This window comes from Amycolatopsis thermalba (assembly GCF_003385215.1).
GTDB classification, from domain to species: domain Bacteria; phylum Actinomycetota; class Actinomycetes; order Mycobacteriales; family Pseudonocardiaceae; genus Amycolatopsis_E; species Amycolatopsis_E thermalba.
In genome coordinates this window covers 43,838-57,336 of the sequence record NZ_PQHW01000018.1, presented here as the reverse complement: position 1 = coordinate 57,336, position 13,499 = coordinate 43,838, and the positions used below count along the sequence as shown (strand labels likewise).

The window sequence follows — 13,499 nt, the reverse complement described above, 5'->3', positions numbered from 1 at the left end:
CTCACCCTCCTAGCGCGGCCAGGGCCCGCAGCGGCGCGAACCGCCCGCGGACCGGCACGGTGGTCAGTTCGTGCCCGGCCAGCCCCCACCGCGCGAGCAGGCAGTTCGCGGCGTGCCAGCCGGTCGCGGCCGCGCGTTCCATCAGCGCGACCGGGAGATCGATGCGGATCCCGTCGCCGGCCAGCACGACCCCGTCGAACGGGGTGCGCACGCGGGGGCGGCGGGCGAAGTCGCCGACGCCGAACAGCGGGCAGTCGCGCCGCCACTGGACCAGCTCACCGGCGACCCGCGCCTCCGCGGTCTCCGGGTAGAGCTGGTGCAGCCGGTCCACCAGCTGTTTGCGCAGCACCGTGACCTCGCCGGTGCAGGCGTAGGCGTGCAGTTCCACGACGGACCCGCCGCGCCGGGCCGCCCAGGAAGCGGCCTCACGCTCGTAGCGGTCCAGGACGCTGATGTTGTCCAGCGGATCGAGCCCGCCGGTGGCGAGGAACGCGGGCCGGTCCGGCGCGACCGGGCGGTCCAGCCACAGCCGGTGCACCAGGAACGGCGGCGCGGTCCGCAGCCCGAGCACGCGCGACCGCCACTCCTCGTCGGCCAGATCGGGTGAGGCCGACACGATCGACCGCAGCCCGGCGACGTCGGTGGCGAGCACGACCCCGTCGGCCGCGGCACCGTCGACCGCCCACCGCGCGCCGTCCCGCGTGACCCCGGCGGCCTCGGTGCCGGTGCGGAACCGCACGCCCAGCCGCACCAGGTACTCCCGCAGCGGCTCCCACAGCGCCGTGTCGAAGGCGGAGTCCGGCACGTCGAACACGAGCCCTTCGGACGAGCCGAGGAAGTACAGGTGGAACATCGTCGCCAGCTCGGCGGCCGACATCTCCGACGGCGGCGCGAAGAAGCTGCGGGAGAACACCTCGAACGCCAGGTGCCGCGCGGCGGGCGGGAAGTTGACGCGCTCCAGGAACGTCGCCGCATCCACCTCGTCGAGCCGCTCGTAGGTGCCCGGCACGGACACCGCGGCCAGCGGCGCGGCGGCACGGGCGTTGAGCCGGAACAGGTCCCCCAGGCGGAAGGTGGGGCTGCGCAGTGCGAAGGCGAGCGCGTTCCACGGCGGTGTGCGCGGCAGGCCGCGGAAGGTGTCCCGGCGGCCCGCGGCGTCGACGAGCGGGTAGTCGGCGACCGGTCGCAGCCGCGTCAGGCCGGGGTCGGCGCGCCGCAGCAGCGCCCGCAGGTTGTAGTACTGGCGGAAGAACGCGTGAAAACCCCGGCTCATCGACACGGTGCTGCCGTCGGCGAGCCGGTCGGTCCAGGCCGACACGCGCCCGCCCAGCTCGTTCTCCCGCTCGACGACGGTGACGGCGATGCCGCGCTCGGCCAGCCCGGTGGCCGCGGTGAGCCCGGCGATCCCGCCGCCCACCACGACCACCGACGGCCGGTGCGGCAGGGCGCGGGCGTCCGCCGCGTCCGCCGGGGCGCGGTGCCGGACGGCGCGGCGGTCGGTCACGCGGTCTCCTCGGGGTTGGTGGCCAGGAAGGTGTGCACGACGCCGCGCTGCCAGCCGGTCATCGTCTCGCTGTGCACGGCGGTGAACCCGGCGCCCGCGAGTCGCTGCCGGAACCGCGCGGCGCCGTCGAAGGACGAGACGCTGCGCCACAGGTGCCGGTACAGCGTGGCGTCGCCGGTCGCCAGCCGCCCGGCGGGGATGATGATGCTCCAGCACACCGCGTGCCACATCAGACGGGCGGCGAGCGAATCCCGCACCGAGTACTCGTGCGCGGCGAACGTCCCGCCGGGTCTGAGCAGGGCCCGCAACGCGCGCAGCTGCCCGTCCGGGTCGGCGAGGTTGCGGATCAGGTACGCGGCGAAGATCGCGTCGAACGGCCCGGTGATCCCGGCCGGCGCCAGCTCTTCGACCGGAGTGTGGACGAAGTGGACGGTGGCGGGCCAGGACTTCCGCCGCGCCTGGGCGAGCATCTCCGCGGAGGCGTCGAAGGCGACGATCTCGGCGTGCGGCGCGACCGCCAGCAGCGCGGCGGTGGAGGCTCCGGTGCCGCAGCCCGCGTCGAGCAGCCGCAGCCCGCGGCCGCCGCCGGGCAGGCGCATCCGGCGGGCCGACAACCGCAGGTGCGCGTGGTAGCCGGGGTTCGCGCCGACCAGCCGGTCGTAGGCGGCGGCGCCGGTGTCGAACGCGCCGGGCACCTCGTGCCGGGCCAGGCCGGTGCGGTCCACGCTCATGCCCGCTCCTGCCTGGCGGTGCGCCGCTCCCACCGCAGCAGCACGGCGGTGACCAGCGCGAACCCGAACAGGAAGTCCTCGACGGGGATGTCCCACGGGAACCGCAGACCGCTGGTGTGCTCCGGCGCGTAGAGCACGATCGGCGCGCTCAGCTTGGTGAGCCAGCCGTCGACCGGGATCTGGAAGCCGACCACGATCGCCATCGAGATCCAGTAGGCGGGCTTGCGGAACAGCCCGGTGCGCAGGTACGCCAGCTCCCACACGCACACCACGATGACCGCGAGCACCGCGGGCAGCGTGTACCCCAGCCCGGTCACCGGCGCACCTTCCGCAGCGTGCGCAACCGGCCGAGCATCGCCTGCACGCACCCGTAGGTCAGCACCCCGCACACCGGGATGACCAGGAAGAACAGCACTTCCTCCAGCGGGACGGCGAACGGCAGCCGCACCCCGGTGACGTAGGCCGGGTTGTACCACCACACGTCGCGGGCGATCGCGATGGCGTCCCAGATCAGGAACACCAGCGCCACCGGCAGCACCGCGCGTGCCAGGACGGCCGGGCGCCGGTAGACGCGGGCGCCCAGGAACTCCAGCGGCAGGGTGATGAGCAGGCACCCGGCCAGGACGAGCAGGTACTGGTAACGGTCCATTCACGCCCACCTTTCCGTCGCGGCCGCGGTCAGGTCGGCCGCGCGCCGTCCCCGCCGCGCCCACATCGCCCCCGCCAGCCCGGTGACCGCCAGCCGCACCCGCCGGGCGCGGCCGACCCGGGCGCGGTGGGCGAACACGGCGAAGCCGGCTGCTTCGATCCGGTCCAGGATCTCCGAGTACAGCACCAGCGCGGTCGCGATGCACGGCCGGGACACCGGGTGCAGCCGCTCGATGCCCGCGCGGGCGTAGGCGTAGATCTCCCGGGTGGCGGCGTGCTGGGCGGCCAGCGCCGCCCGCACCTTCGGGTCGGTGCGCCCGTGCCGGCGGCACCACAGCAGCAGGTCGCGGTCGAGGCGGAACGCGGCGAGCTCGTCGGCGGGCAGGTAGACGCGGCCGCGGTCGAGGTCCTCGGCGACGTCGCGCAGGAAGTTGGTCAGCTGGAACGCCTTGCCCAGCGCCGCCGCGTACGGCGCGGCTTCCCCGGGCTCGCCCACGGTCCCCAGCACGGGCAGCATCTGCAGCCCGATGACCTCGGCCGACCCGTACACGTACTTCTCCAGCGCGGCGCGGTCGGCGTAGCCGGTGACGGTGAGGTCCATCCGCATCGAGTCCAGGAACGCGGTGAACAGGTCGCGCCGGATGCCGTAGCGCGCCGCGGTGTCCACCACGGCCGCCAGGATCGGGTCGTCGCTGTGGCCGCTGTCCAGCCCGGCGAACAGCGCCGTGGAAAGCGCTTCCAGCCGGGCGGCCGGATCGCTGCCCGGGGCGGCGGTGTCGACGATGTCGTCGGCGAAGCGGGCGAACCCGTACAGCGCGTGCACGGCCGGGCGCTGCGCCTTGGTGAGCAGCCGGGTGGCCAGGTAGTAGGTGCGGCCGTGCTCGGCGTTGAGGCGGCGGCAGCGGACGTAGGCCGCGCGCAGGCGCGGTTCGGTGATCCCGGCGGCGTCCAGGGCCCCGGTCATCGCGCCGCCACCGGGACGGCGCCGGCCGCGGGCACGCGGGCGCCGGTGATGCGGTCGGCGGCCAGGCGCCCGGACACCAGCGCGGTCGGCACGCCCACCCCGGGCGCGGTGCTGCCGCCGGCCAGCACGACGTTCTCGGTGCCCCGCACCAGGTTGCGCGGCCGGAACGGACCGGTCTGCGCGACGGTGTGCGCGAGCGCGAACGGTGTCCCGGCGATCATGCCCTGCCGGGCCCAGTCGGCCGGGGTGACGACGTGCCGGGCTTCGATGCTGCCGCCCAGACCGGGCAGCAGCCGGTCGGCGACGTGCCCGAGGACCTCGTCGGCGTAGGCGTCGCCGACGCGGTCCCAGTCCACCGGGCCGCGCCGCAGGTTGGGCGCGGGCGCGAGCACGTAGAGCAGGTCGCGCCCGTCCGGGGCGAGCGCGGGGTCGGTGGCCGTCGGCCGGGTCACCAGCAGGGAGGGGTCGGTCATCAGCCGTCCTTGCGTGATCAGCTCGGAGAACGTCCGCCGCCACGCCGCGCCGAACAGGATGGTGTGGTGCGCGGTGTCGCACCGCTGCCGCGTGCCGACGTGCACGACGACCGCGGACGGGGCGGGCCGCAGCGGTACCGGCCGGCGCGGGGTCCGGCCGAGCAGCGCGTAGGCGGCCGGCAGTTCGGTGGTGAGCACGACGGCGTCGGCGGGCAGGCTGCCGCCGGTGGTCTCCACCGCGGTCACCCGCGTGCCGGACCGCGCCAGCGCCGTGACCTCCGTGCCGTAGCGGAACTCCACCCCGGCGTCCGCGGCGGCCGCGGCCAGGGCGTCGGGCAGGGCGCGCAGTCCGCCGCGCGGGAAGAACACCCCGGCGACGGTGTCCATGTAGGCGATCACCGCGTACACGGCCAGCGCGTGCTGGGGCGACTGCCCGGCGTAGAGCGACTGGAAGGAGAACACCCGGCGCAGCCGCTCGTCGCGCAGGAAGCGGCCGATCTTGCGGTCCAGCGGCCCGAACGCGCCCATCGCGACCAGCCGGGCCAGGTGCGGGGTGACCAGGGCCAGCGGCGAGTCGAAGTTGGCGGCGACGAACCGGTCGAACTCGGTGCGGTAGAGCCGGGTGAGCCACTCGCGCAGGCGCCGGTAGCCGTCCGCTTCGGACGGTCCGGCGAACGCGCGTACCGCCTCGGTCATGGCCTCGGGGTCGCTGTGCACGTCGAGGCTGCTGCCGTCGGCGAAGCGGGCGCGGTAGGCGGGCGTGACCGGGACGAGGTCCAGGCGGCCGGCGAGGCTGTCGCCGACGGCCGCGAGGGTCTCGTCGACGAGATCGGGCATGGTCAGCACCGTGGGGCCGGTGTCGATGCGGTAGCCGCCCAGGTCCAGGCGCCCGGTCCGGCCGCCGGGCACCGGCTCGCGCTCCACCACGGTGACCTGCCGCCCCCGCCCGGCCAGGTGCAGCGCCGCCGCCAGCCCGGACAGCCCGGCCCCCACCACGACGATCCGCTCCGCCGGGCCCGTCACGGTCCGCATCCAGCCACCCCTCACTCGACCACCCACAGAGCTAGAACGTTGCACGAACGTTGCGCCGTTGTCCACTCGGCGAGCCTGCCACCCTGCGGACTAGCGTAGGTGACGGAGGCCGGGCCGACCGGATGCGAGGAGGACGCGGTGGGAGACCTGCTGGGCCGCGGCCCGGAGCCGCGGAAGCGGTTGCGGGAGCTGCTCGCGGCACCGGGACCACTGGTGGCGCCCGGCGCCTACGACGCGCTGACGGCCCGCCTGATCGAGCAGGCCGGGTTCGGCGTGGTCTACATGACCGGGTTCGGCACCACCGCGTCGCTGATCGGGCGGCCCGACGTCGGACTGCTGACCGGCACGGAGATGATCGACAACGCCCGGCGGATCGCGGCCGCGGTGGACGTGCCGGTGATCGCCGACGCCGACACCGGCTACGGCAACGCCCTCAACGTGATCCGCACCGTGCAGGCCTACGAGCAGGCCGGGGTGGCCGGCATCCACCTGGAGGACCAGGTCAGCCCGAAGAAGTGCGGGCACCTCAGCGGCAAGGCCGTCATCGCCCGCGAGGAGATGGTGGGCAAGCTGCGGGCGGCCGTGGCGGCCCGGCGGGACCCGGACTTCGTGCTGATCGCGCGCACCGACGCCGCCGCCGTGCACGGGCTCGCCGACGCGATCGGCCGGGCCCGCGCCTACGCCGCGGCCGGGGTGGACCTGCTGTTCGTGGAGGCGCCGACCAGCGAGGCGGACCTGGCCACCGTCGCGCGGGAGCTGTCCGGGGTGGCCCCGCTGGTCTTCAACTGGGCCGAGGGCGGCCGCACCCCGCCGCTGCCGCTGGCGCGGATCGCGGAGCTGGGGTTCGCGCTCGTGCTGTACCCGATCGGCACGCTCCTCGCGGCGACCGCCGGGGTCCGGGCCCTGCTGGAGACCGTGCGCGCGGACGGCACACCCGCGGCCGCGCTGCCGGGCCTGCCCTCGTTCGGCGAGTTCACCGGCCTCGTCGGGCTGCCCGAGGTGTCCGATCTGGAACGGCGGTTCGGCGGCGAGTCCGGTTAGGACACCTGCGGCACGCCCTTGACGAACTCCAGGTTCAGGTTGAACAGGCCGCGCTCGGCGCGCTGGCCGTTCAGCCAGCCGTGGAAGAACACGCGGCCGCCGACGACGTCCGCCCCGCCCGGGCCCTCGGTGGCGCGGCCGATCGACTCGGTGGTCAGCAGCGGCCGGCCGGCCTTGGTGTACGGGCCGGTCAGCGCGGACGCGGTGGCGTAGCGGGTCTGGTAGGTGGTGTTGCGGAAGTCGTCGGCGGAGTAGAACAACACGAACCGGCCGCCGCGCTGGGTGATCACCGGCGCCTCGACGACGCCGTTCTCCTCCGGGCGGTCCGCGCGCAGGATCTCGGTGCGGGGACCGTCGGTCGCGGTGCCGTCCTGGGTCATCTTCTGCACGAAGATCGCCGAGGTGCCGCCGCCGGGGCGCTCGCCCTTGTAGAGCAGGTAGCGGGTGCCGTCGCGGGCCTGGAAGGTCTGCGGGTCGATGTCGCCCTGGTCGCCGGGGTCGCAGATCAGCGGCCCGTCCCCGGTCGGCTGGTAGGGGCCGGCCACCGAGTTCGCCACGGCGGTGCCGATGCAGCGGTGCCGGTCCCGTGTGGACACCGCCGCGTAGTACATGAGGAAGGTGCCGTCGGCGCGGCGGGTGACGTCCGGCGCCCAGTAGCCGCCCTTCGGGTCCGCCCAGGGCGGGTCGGCGGCGAGCGCGTCGCCGGCGACCCGCCACGGCCCGTCGGCGTCCGCGGCGGCGGCGACCGGGATGCGGCCGGACGGGCCGGTGGTGGCGAAGGCGTGGTAGCCGGAGCCGATCTTGAGCACGTCGGGGTCCGGGAAGTCCTGGTTCAGCAGCACGCGCGGGGCGGGCGCGGCCTGCGCCACGGCACCCGGCAGCAGGGCCGAGGCGAGCAGGATTCCCAGGCAGGTCAACGCTCTCGCGGCCGCCGGGCGCCGTCGCGGGCGGGGCGGGTCGCCGGGTTCGCGGGCCTGGGTGATCGTGCCTGCCGTGTCCGCGGGCCAGGAGGTACCCGTGGGGCGGCGGGACCAATCTCCTCCCTTCGGGCCGCGTATCGTGCCCGGTGTGGTGATGACGGGGGAGTCGCGGACACTGGGCCTGGTGATCCACCCGACCAGGACGGTGGAGTCGTCGGTGCGGACGGTCACCGAGCACGCGTGGACGCGCGGGGTCGAGGTGATCGTGCGGGAGGCGGACGCCGCCCGGGTGCCCGGCATCCCGGCGGTGTCCGAAGCGGACTTCGTGGCGCGCGTGGGCGCGGTGCTCAGCCTCGGCGGGGACGGCACGATGCTCGGCGCGATGCGGCTGGTGATGGCGCGGCCGGTGCCGGTGCTCGGTGTCAACCACGGGCACCTGGGGTTCCTGGTGGAGATCGCGCCGGAGCAGCTGCCGGACGCGCTGGACCGGCTGGTGCGCGGCGAGTACACGATCGAACCGCGCAGCTGCCTGGTGGCGTCCGTGGGCGGGGCGGCGCTGGCGGGGTTCAACGACGTGGTGCTGGCGCGCACCGGGCGGGCGGGCGCGGTGTCGGTGGATCTGGTGGTCAACGGCCGCCAGTACGGCTACTACAAGTGCGACGCGCTGATCCTGGCCACGCCGACCGGATCGACGGCGTACAACTACGCGGCGGGCGGGCCGGTGCTCTCGCCCTCGGCCGAGGCGATCGCGGTGACCCCGGTGGCGCCGATGGCCGGCATCAGCCGCACGATCGTGCTCGGCCCGCAGGACGAGATCCTGCTGCACGTCGCGTCCGGCAGCGCGCCGGTGGGGGTGGAGGTCGACGGCACGGCGGCGGGTTCGCTGGGGCCGGACGAGGTGCTGACGACGTCGCTGCGCCCGGAGGCCGCGCAGGTGGTCCGCCTGGCGGCGGGTGAGCACGCGAGCCGCAGCCGCGTGAAGCTGAGCCTGCTCGACCTGCCGCTGCGGCCGGACCAGCTGCTGGAGCTGATCCCGGAGCACCTGCGCCGCCGCCTGGAGCCCTGAGCGCCGGTCAGGCCCCCGCGGCCCGGGGGACGGCCTCGAGCAGATACCAGCGCCAGAACCCGCGCCGGGCCACGGGATCACTGCCGTCCAGCCAGACCGGACCGCCCGCGGCCGCGGAGGCGGCGTAGAAGCACGGCGACCAGTCGTCGGGATCGAGGTCGATCTCCCCGTCGACGTCACCGGGCTCGCCGGGCCTGCCGAACACCAGGTTGCGCGCCACGGCCCAGGCCGCGAGCCCGGCGGACACCGCGGTCCCGCCGCGCAGCGACAGGTTGTCCAGGTGGGTGTGCACGTCCCGGACGGCCTGCTTCAGGCTGCCGTCCGCGGGCCCGGACCGGGCGGCGCCGAGCAGGCGCCTCGGCCGGTCGTCGCCGGGGAACGCCGCGTCCCAGATCGGCTGGACCCGTTCCGCGCACAGCAGTTCCAGCCTCGGCAACGCCTCGCCCAGCCCGGCGTGGAGGGCGCGCCGGGCGGCGTAGGGCAGCTCGCCGTCGGCGGGCAGCGCGTCGGCGAGGCGCGCCAGGGTGTCAGTGTCGAGGTTTGGCACTCGTCGTCCCGTCGGTGTGGAAGGTGAAATCGTGGTGCGGGTCGCTGACATGCTGGGCGATCCCGCGGTGCTGCGCAAGGGCGCGGAAGAACCCCTGGCAGTCGTCGCACATCGTGGAGGACACGCGGATCGGCGCGTCCGGGTCGAGGTAGGCCGCTTGGCGTTCGGCGTGCATCGCGAAGTACCGGCCGAACACGCCCTGGTCCCGGCCGTTCGGCTCGGCGACCAGGGGGTGGCCGATCTGCTGGTGGAACTGCCGCATCTGGTTGAACGTGGGGCGGGTGAAGTGCGGTTCGTGCCTGCCCCAGCCGCTCAGCGTGTTGACGCGGTCGGTGAAGGCGATCGTCTTGTGCGAGTCGTCGTACCCGTGCAGCCCGAGCGGGTCCAGCCAGGTCAGCGGGTTCCGGACGTAGGAGTGGATGCCCAGCCCGCCGAGCAGGTGCAGCGGATCCGGGCTGTGGTAGCGGCCGGTGTCCGGGTCGTAGTAGCGGTGCAGGTTGTAGTGCAGGCCGGTTTCCGGATCGTGGTACTGGCCGGGGAACCGCAGCGGGGTGGCGGGCCCGTCGCCGCCGCCCCAGAGCGGGGTGCGGGTCTGCGGCGCGACCGTGCCGCCGGGATCGACCAGCTCGGCCGGCGTGCCGATCAGGTCGGTGACGATGGCGTAGAAGCGGCTGTCCACCCACTCCTGGGGCGCGTCCGCGGCCGCGGCCCGCTCCACCTGGGTCAGCGGGCGCCAGCTCTCGGGGTGCCAGTCCCACGTCGTCGCGCGGGCCGGGCCGTCCCCGGTGGTGACCTGTTCGGCCAGGCGCTCGCCGTCCCAGCTGAAGACGGTGCGCTCGAGCACGCTATCGCCGTCGGCGGCCAGGCGTTCCTTCGCGATCCGCCGCCCGAACGGGTCGTAGGAGTAGCGCCACCGGACGCCGTCCGGGGTGACGACCGCGGCGAGCCTGCTTTCGGCGTCCCACTCGTAGCGCCACGTCCGCTCCCGCCCGGACAGCGTCCGCCGTCTCCGCAGCACGACGCGCCCCTCGGCGTCGTACTCGAGGTGCAGGCCGCCGGCCCGGTCCAGCCGGGTGCCGCGGTAGGCCCGCGGCCCGGCGGAGTCCTGGCCGTCGCCGGGGGAGGCGGCGAAGGTGATGTTGCCGGCGGGGTCGTAGGTGTAGCGCTCGGTGCCGCCCGGCGCCCGCACCTCGGTGACCCGGCCCAGCGCGTCCAGCGAGTACTGGCGCGGGCCGGTCAGCTGGTCGACGATCGCGGTGATCCCGCCGTCGGCGCGGTAGGTGAAGGCCCGTCGTTGCGTGACCCGCGGGCCCCGGCCGCCGCCCGCCGCGGTGAGCACCTGGGTGTGCAGCCGGTGGGTCTCGGTCCAGGTCTGGCTGAGGGTCGCCGCTCCGCAGCGCCGCTCGGTCTCCCGCCCGGCCGCGTCGTGCGCGAAGGTGATCGTGCTGCCCGCCGTCTCCAGGGCCAGCGGGCGGCCCGCCGGGTCGTAGCGCCACGTCGTCCGCCCGCCCGAGGGCGTCGTGCGGCGCACGCGCCGGCCGAGCGCGTCGTAGACCGAGGACACCACCCGCCCGTTGCACGTTTCGGCGAGGACGCGTCCGGCGGCGTCGTAGGAGACGGTCACCTCGGCCGCGGAGTTCGCCGCCCGCACGATGCGCCCGGCCCGGTCGTAGGCGAACGTGGTGACCTCGTCGCCGGCGACCTGTTCGACGACGTCGCCGCGTGCGTCGTAGGTGTAGCGGATCGTCTCGCCCGCCGCGTTGACCCGTTCGATCACCCGGCCGGCGGCGTCGTGCCGGTAGGTCAGGACGCGGCCGTTGAAGTCGGTCTCGCGGACCAGGTTTCCCGCCGGGTCGTACTCGTAGCGCCATTCCAGGCCCTGCTGGTTGACCACCGCCACCGGGCGCAGCTCCGTGTCGTAGCGGATCTCCACGCGCGCGCCGTGCGCGGTGGTCTCCGCGGACTTGAGGTCGAAGTGCGTGTGCTCGATCCGCGTCACCGCGCCGGTGAGGTCGGCGTGCTCGACCGTGTCGCCCTCGCCGTCGTAGGTCATCCGCTCGATCGAGCCGTCGGGCAGGGACCGCCACGCGGGCCTGCCTTCCACGGTCCACCCGAACCGCGTCACCCCGCCCAGCGGGTCGGTGGTGCTGACGACCCGGCCGAACCCGTCGTAGGTGTGCCGCGTGGTGGCGCCCACCTCGTCGATGACGGTCACCGGGAGGCCGGCCGCGTTGGTCTCGAACCGCCGGGTGTGTCCCAGTGCGTCGGTGACGGCCAGCAGGTGGCCGCGATCGTCGTGGGTGTAGGTGGTGGTGGCGCCGGTGGGACCGGTGCTGCTGACCGGGTTCCCCCGTTCGTCGTAGGTCCAGCGCCAGATCGCGCCCGCGGCGTCGATCACGGCCACGGGCTGGTGCAGGGAGTTGTACTCGGCGCGCATCCGGCCCCCGCCGGGTTGCACCACCTCGACCAGGTCGCCGGCGTCGTCGGTGACGTAACGCGTGGTCGCGCCGGTGGGGTCGGTTTCGGCGAGCAGCCGTCCGCGGTCGTCCCACTCGCTGGTGGTGGTGCCACCGAGCGGGTCGACGCGGCGGACGACCTGGCCGCGGGCGTCGTAGTGGAAGGTCGTGGTGTGGCCGAGGGAGTCGGTGTGGCGGGTGACGCGGCGGGCGTCGTCGTAGGCGAAGGTGCTGTCGAGCATGCCGTCGGCCCCGGTGCCGCGCACGCAACGGCCGGCCCCGTCGTAGGTGAACTCGTACCAGGTTCCCCGGCGGTCCTCCCACCGGGTCATCCGGCTTTGCTCGTCGTAGGCGAACCGCATGGCCAGGCCGGAGGAGTTGATCACGGCGGCGAGGTTGCCGTCCTCGTCGTGGTCGTAGCGCGTCACCGGGACGTCGGACCCGTCGGCGCCGGCGGCGAGCATCGTCAGCGCGACGACGCGTCCCGCCTCGGTGGTGACGCCCACCCGGTAGCCGCCGGAGTGCCGCAGCTCGACGGGGGCGCCCGTCTCGTCGTACCGGAACTCCACGGTGTTGCCGTTGCGGTCGGACATCGCGGACAGCGGCATGGTCCCGGGCGAGCGCGGGTCGGCCACGGCGAAGCTGAGTACGCGGCCGGTTTCGGGGTCGGTGATGGTGTACCCGTCGCGCTGGCTGCCCGCCAGGACGTGCCGCGGGCCTTCCGACGGCAACCGGGCGAGGCCGTCGTCGCCGCGCGGGTAGACGAGCAGCTTCCCGTCCGCGGCGGCGAACACCACCCCGGCGGCGTCGACCTCGATCCGCTGGTCCAGTGTGGACGCCCAGGACCGGCCGAACCACCGGCCGGAGCGGTAGTCCGACAGGTGGATGCGCTCCAGCCGCAGCGGCAGGACCCCGGGGAGGTCGAGGTCGGTCTGGGTCAGCAGGACCTCGCCGGTGACCATGTCCACCGGGTCGCCCAGTGCCCGGCCGATCTTCTCCTTCGCGCTGACGGCGAGCTCGCGGATCCGGTCCTTGGCGTTGCTCACCGTCGTGCGCAGCGAACCGGGGGTGCCGCCGGGAGCGTCCGGGCTCGCCGGGGTGTCCGGAGTGGACGGAGCGGACGGAGTGCCGTCGAGGCCGGGCGTGGACACCCCGTCCGCGCCGCGCGCCGCCGACGGTGTCGTCGGGCCGTCGCCCCCGGACTTCCGGCCCAGCGCCGCGAGCTTCCCGATGATCTCGCCCAGCTTGTCGATGATCCGGCGGATCTTCGGCGCGGCGTTGCCCACGGTCTTGACCAGCTTGCGGATCAGGTCGCTGATCCGGGTGATGGCGCTGCTGATCGCCGTGGTCGCCTGCGCCGCGATGAGCGGGGTCGCGAACCCCAGGGTGCACACGGCCTCCAGCGCCCACGTGATCAGCTTGCCGACCAGTTCCGCGACCAGGTCGCGGACGATCTCGCGCACCATCGCCACGACCTGGCCCATGATCATGACCCCGGTGGAGATCCCGTCCGCCAGGGTGGCCGCGCCCGCGATGGCATCGGTCTGCGCGGCCACGTTGGTGCGGTAGGCGTCCCCGCCCTCGCCCGTCCACCCGGCGGTGCCGGTGTGCGCCTCGCGGGTCAGGTCCTGCGCGATCGCGGTCACCTCGGCTGCGACGTTGGCCCAGGTGTCGGAGAAGGACTGGATCACCGGTGGATCACCGGCGAGCCAGTCCAGTGCTTCCTTGAGCGGCCGGACGTGTTCGATCAGCCAGGACACCCCGTACTGCGCGAGCGTGCCGAGCGGGTCGATCACCATCGACAGGACTTCCAGGCCGACCCCGAGCGCGCCCAGCCCGCCCTCGACCCAGGAGCCGTCCTTGACCCCGTTGGCCAGGTCGGTCGCCGACTCGGCGATGCCGATCCCCGTCACCGCCGTCGTCTGCGACTGGGCCTGCGCCACCAGCGGATTCGACACGTGCCACCCCCATGACTCGTTCGCCGTTCGACGCAATCAGCGGGTGCGGCGTTCCACAAGCCGCCGAACGACGCAACCGGTGATCAATCCCGGATTCCGTTGGTATCCCGGGGAGTTCGCGAAGTGCGGCCGGTGCCGGCGGCGCTTACCGTGATCCGG

The 13,499-nt window shown here is 74.5% G+C and carries 11 protein-coding genes; 2 read left to right on the top strand and 9 right to left on the bottom strand.

Annotated features, from left to right (window positions below; genetic code table 11):
- Position 1: 1 nt before the first annotated feature.
- From D0D15_RS10525 to crtI, 6 genes are read right to left on the bottom strand one after another with little or no spacing between them, the layout of a single operon-like run.
- Entirely contained in the window at positions 2-1,504 is a 1,503-nt protein-coding gene (locus D0D15_RS10525; protein ID WP_115944395.1) for an FAD-dependent oxidoreductase, read from the bottom strand.
- On the bottom strand, positions 1,501-2,235 hold the full coding sequence (locus D0D15_RS10520) for a class I SAM-dependent methyltransferase (protein ID WP_094003097.1): 735 nt from the start codon (positions 2,233-2,235) through the stop codon (positions 1,501-1,503). The genes D0D15_RS10525 and D0D15_RS10520 overlap by 4 nt, the downstream gene beginning before the upstream one ends.
- Positions 2,232-2,552, bottom strand: coding sequence for a lycopene cyclase domain-containing protein (locus D0D15_RS10515; protein WP_094003096.1), 321 nt, complete (start codon positions 2,550-2,552; stop codon positions 2,232-2,234). Before D0D15_RS10515 ends, D0D15_RS10520 begins: the two co-directional genes overlap by 4 nt.
- Positions 2,549-2,884, bottom strand: a complete 336-nt coding sequence (locus D0D15_RS10510; RefSeq protein ID WP_094003095.1) for a lycopene cyclase domain-containing protein — start codon at positions 2,882-2,884, stop codon at positions 2,549-2,551. The genes D0D15_RS10515 and D0D15_RS10510 overlap by 4 nt, the downstream gene beginning before the upstream one ends.
- Positions 2,885-3,847 carry a phytoene/squalene synthase family protein gene (locus D0D15_RS10505; protein ID WP_115944394.1) on the bottom strand — a complete coding sequence of 321 codons (963 nt, stop codon included), beginning with the start codon at positions 3,845-3,847 and terminating at the stop codon, positions 2,885-2,887. It lies immediately after the preceding gene.
- A complete protein-coding gene (gene crtI / locus D0D15_RS10500) occupies positions 3,844-5,352 on the bottom strand; it encodes a phytoene desaturase family protein (protein WP_094003093.1) in 1,509 nt (502 codons plus the stop codon). Before crtI ends, D0D15_RS10505 begins: the two co-directional genes overlap by 4 nt.
- A 138-nt stretch (positions 5,353-5,490) precedes the next feature.
- Here crtI and D0D15_RS10495 point away from each other — a divergent pair, with 138 nt between their 5' ends.
- Positions 5,491-6,393, top strand: coding sequence for an isocitrate lyase/PEP mutase family protein (locus D0D15_RS10495; RefSeq protein WP_244214949.1), 903 nt, complete (start codon positions 5,491-5,493; stop codon positions 6,391-6,393).
- Here D0D15_RS10495 and D0D15_RS10490 read toward each other — a convergent pair.
- Positions 6,390-7,310: a glycoside hydrolase family 43 protein gene (locus D0D15_RS10490; protein ID WP_244214948.1), complete on the bottom strand. Its 921-nt coding sequence runs from the start codon at positions 7,308-7,310 to the stop codon at positions 6,390-6,392. The genes D0D15_RS10495 and D0D15_RS10490 overlap by 4 nt on opposite strands.
- Positions 7,311-7,467: 157 nt before the next feature.
- Here D0D15_RS10490 and D0D15_RS10485 point away from each other — a divergent pair, with 157 nt between their 5' ends.
- Positions 7,468-8,379 (top strand): NAD(+)/NADH kinase, encoded by a 912-nt coding sequence (locus D0D15_RS10485; RefSeq protein ID WP_094003145.1) that lies wholly within the window; start codon positions 7,468-7,470, stop codon positions 8,377-8,379.
- A 7-nt stretch (positions 8,380-8,386) separates the two neighbouring features.
- On the opposite strand, the gene D0D15_RS10480 is transcribed toward D0D15_RS10485, so the two are convergent.
- Together D0D15_RS10480 and D0D15_RS10475 are read right to left on the bottom strand one after the other, a co-directional pair.
- Positions 8,387-8,926 (bottom strand): Imm5 family immunity protein, encoded by a 540-nt coding sequence (locus tag D0D15_RS10480; RefSeq protein ID WP_158224380.1) that lies wholly within the window; start codon positions 8,924-8,926, stop codon positions 8,387-8,389.
- Positions 8,907-13,340 (bottom strand): DUF6531 domain-containing protein, encoded by a 4,434-nt coding sequence (locus D0D15_RS10475; RefSeq protein ID WP_094003089.1) that lies wholly within the window; start codon positions 13,338-13,340, stop codon positions 8,907-8,909. Before D0D15_RS10475 ends, D0D15_RS10480 begins: the two co-directional genes overlap by 20 nt.
- Between the last annotated feature and the right edge of the window lie 159 nt (positions 13,341-13,499).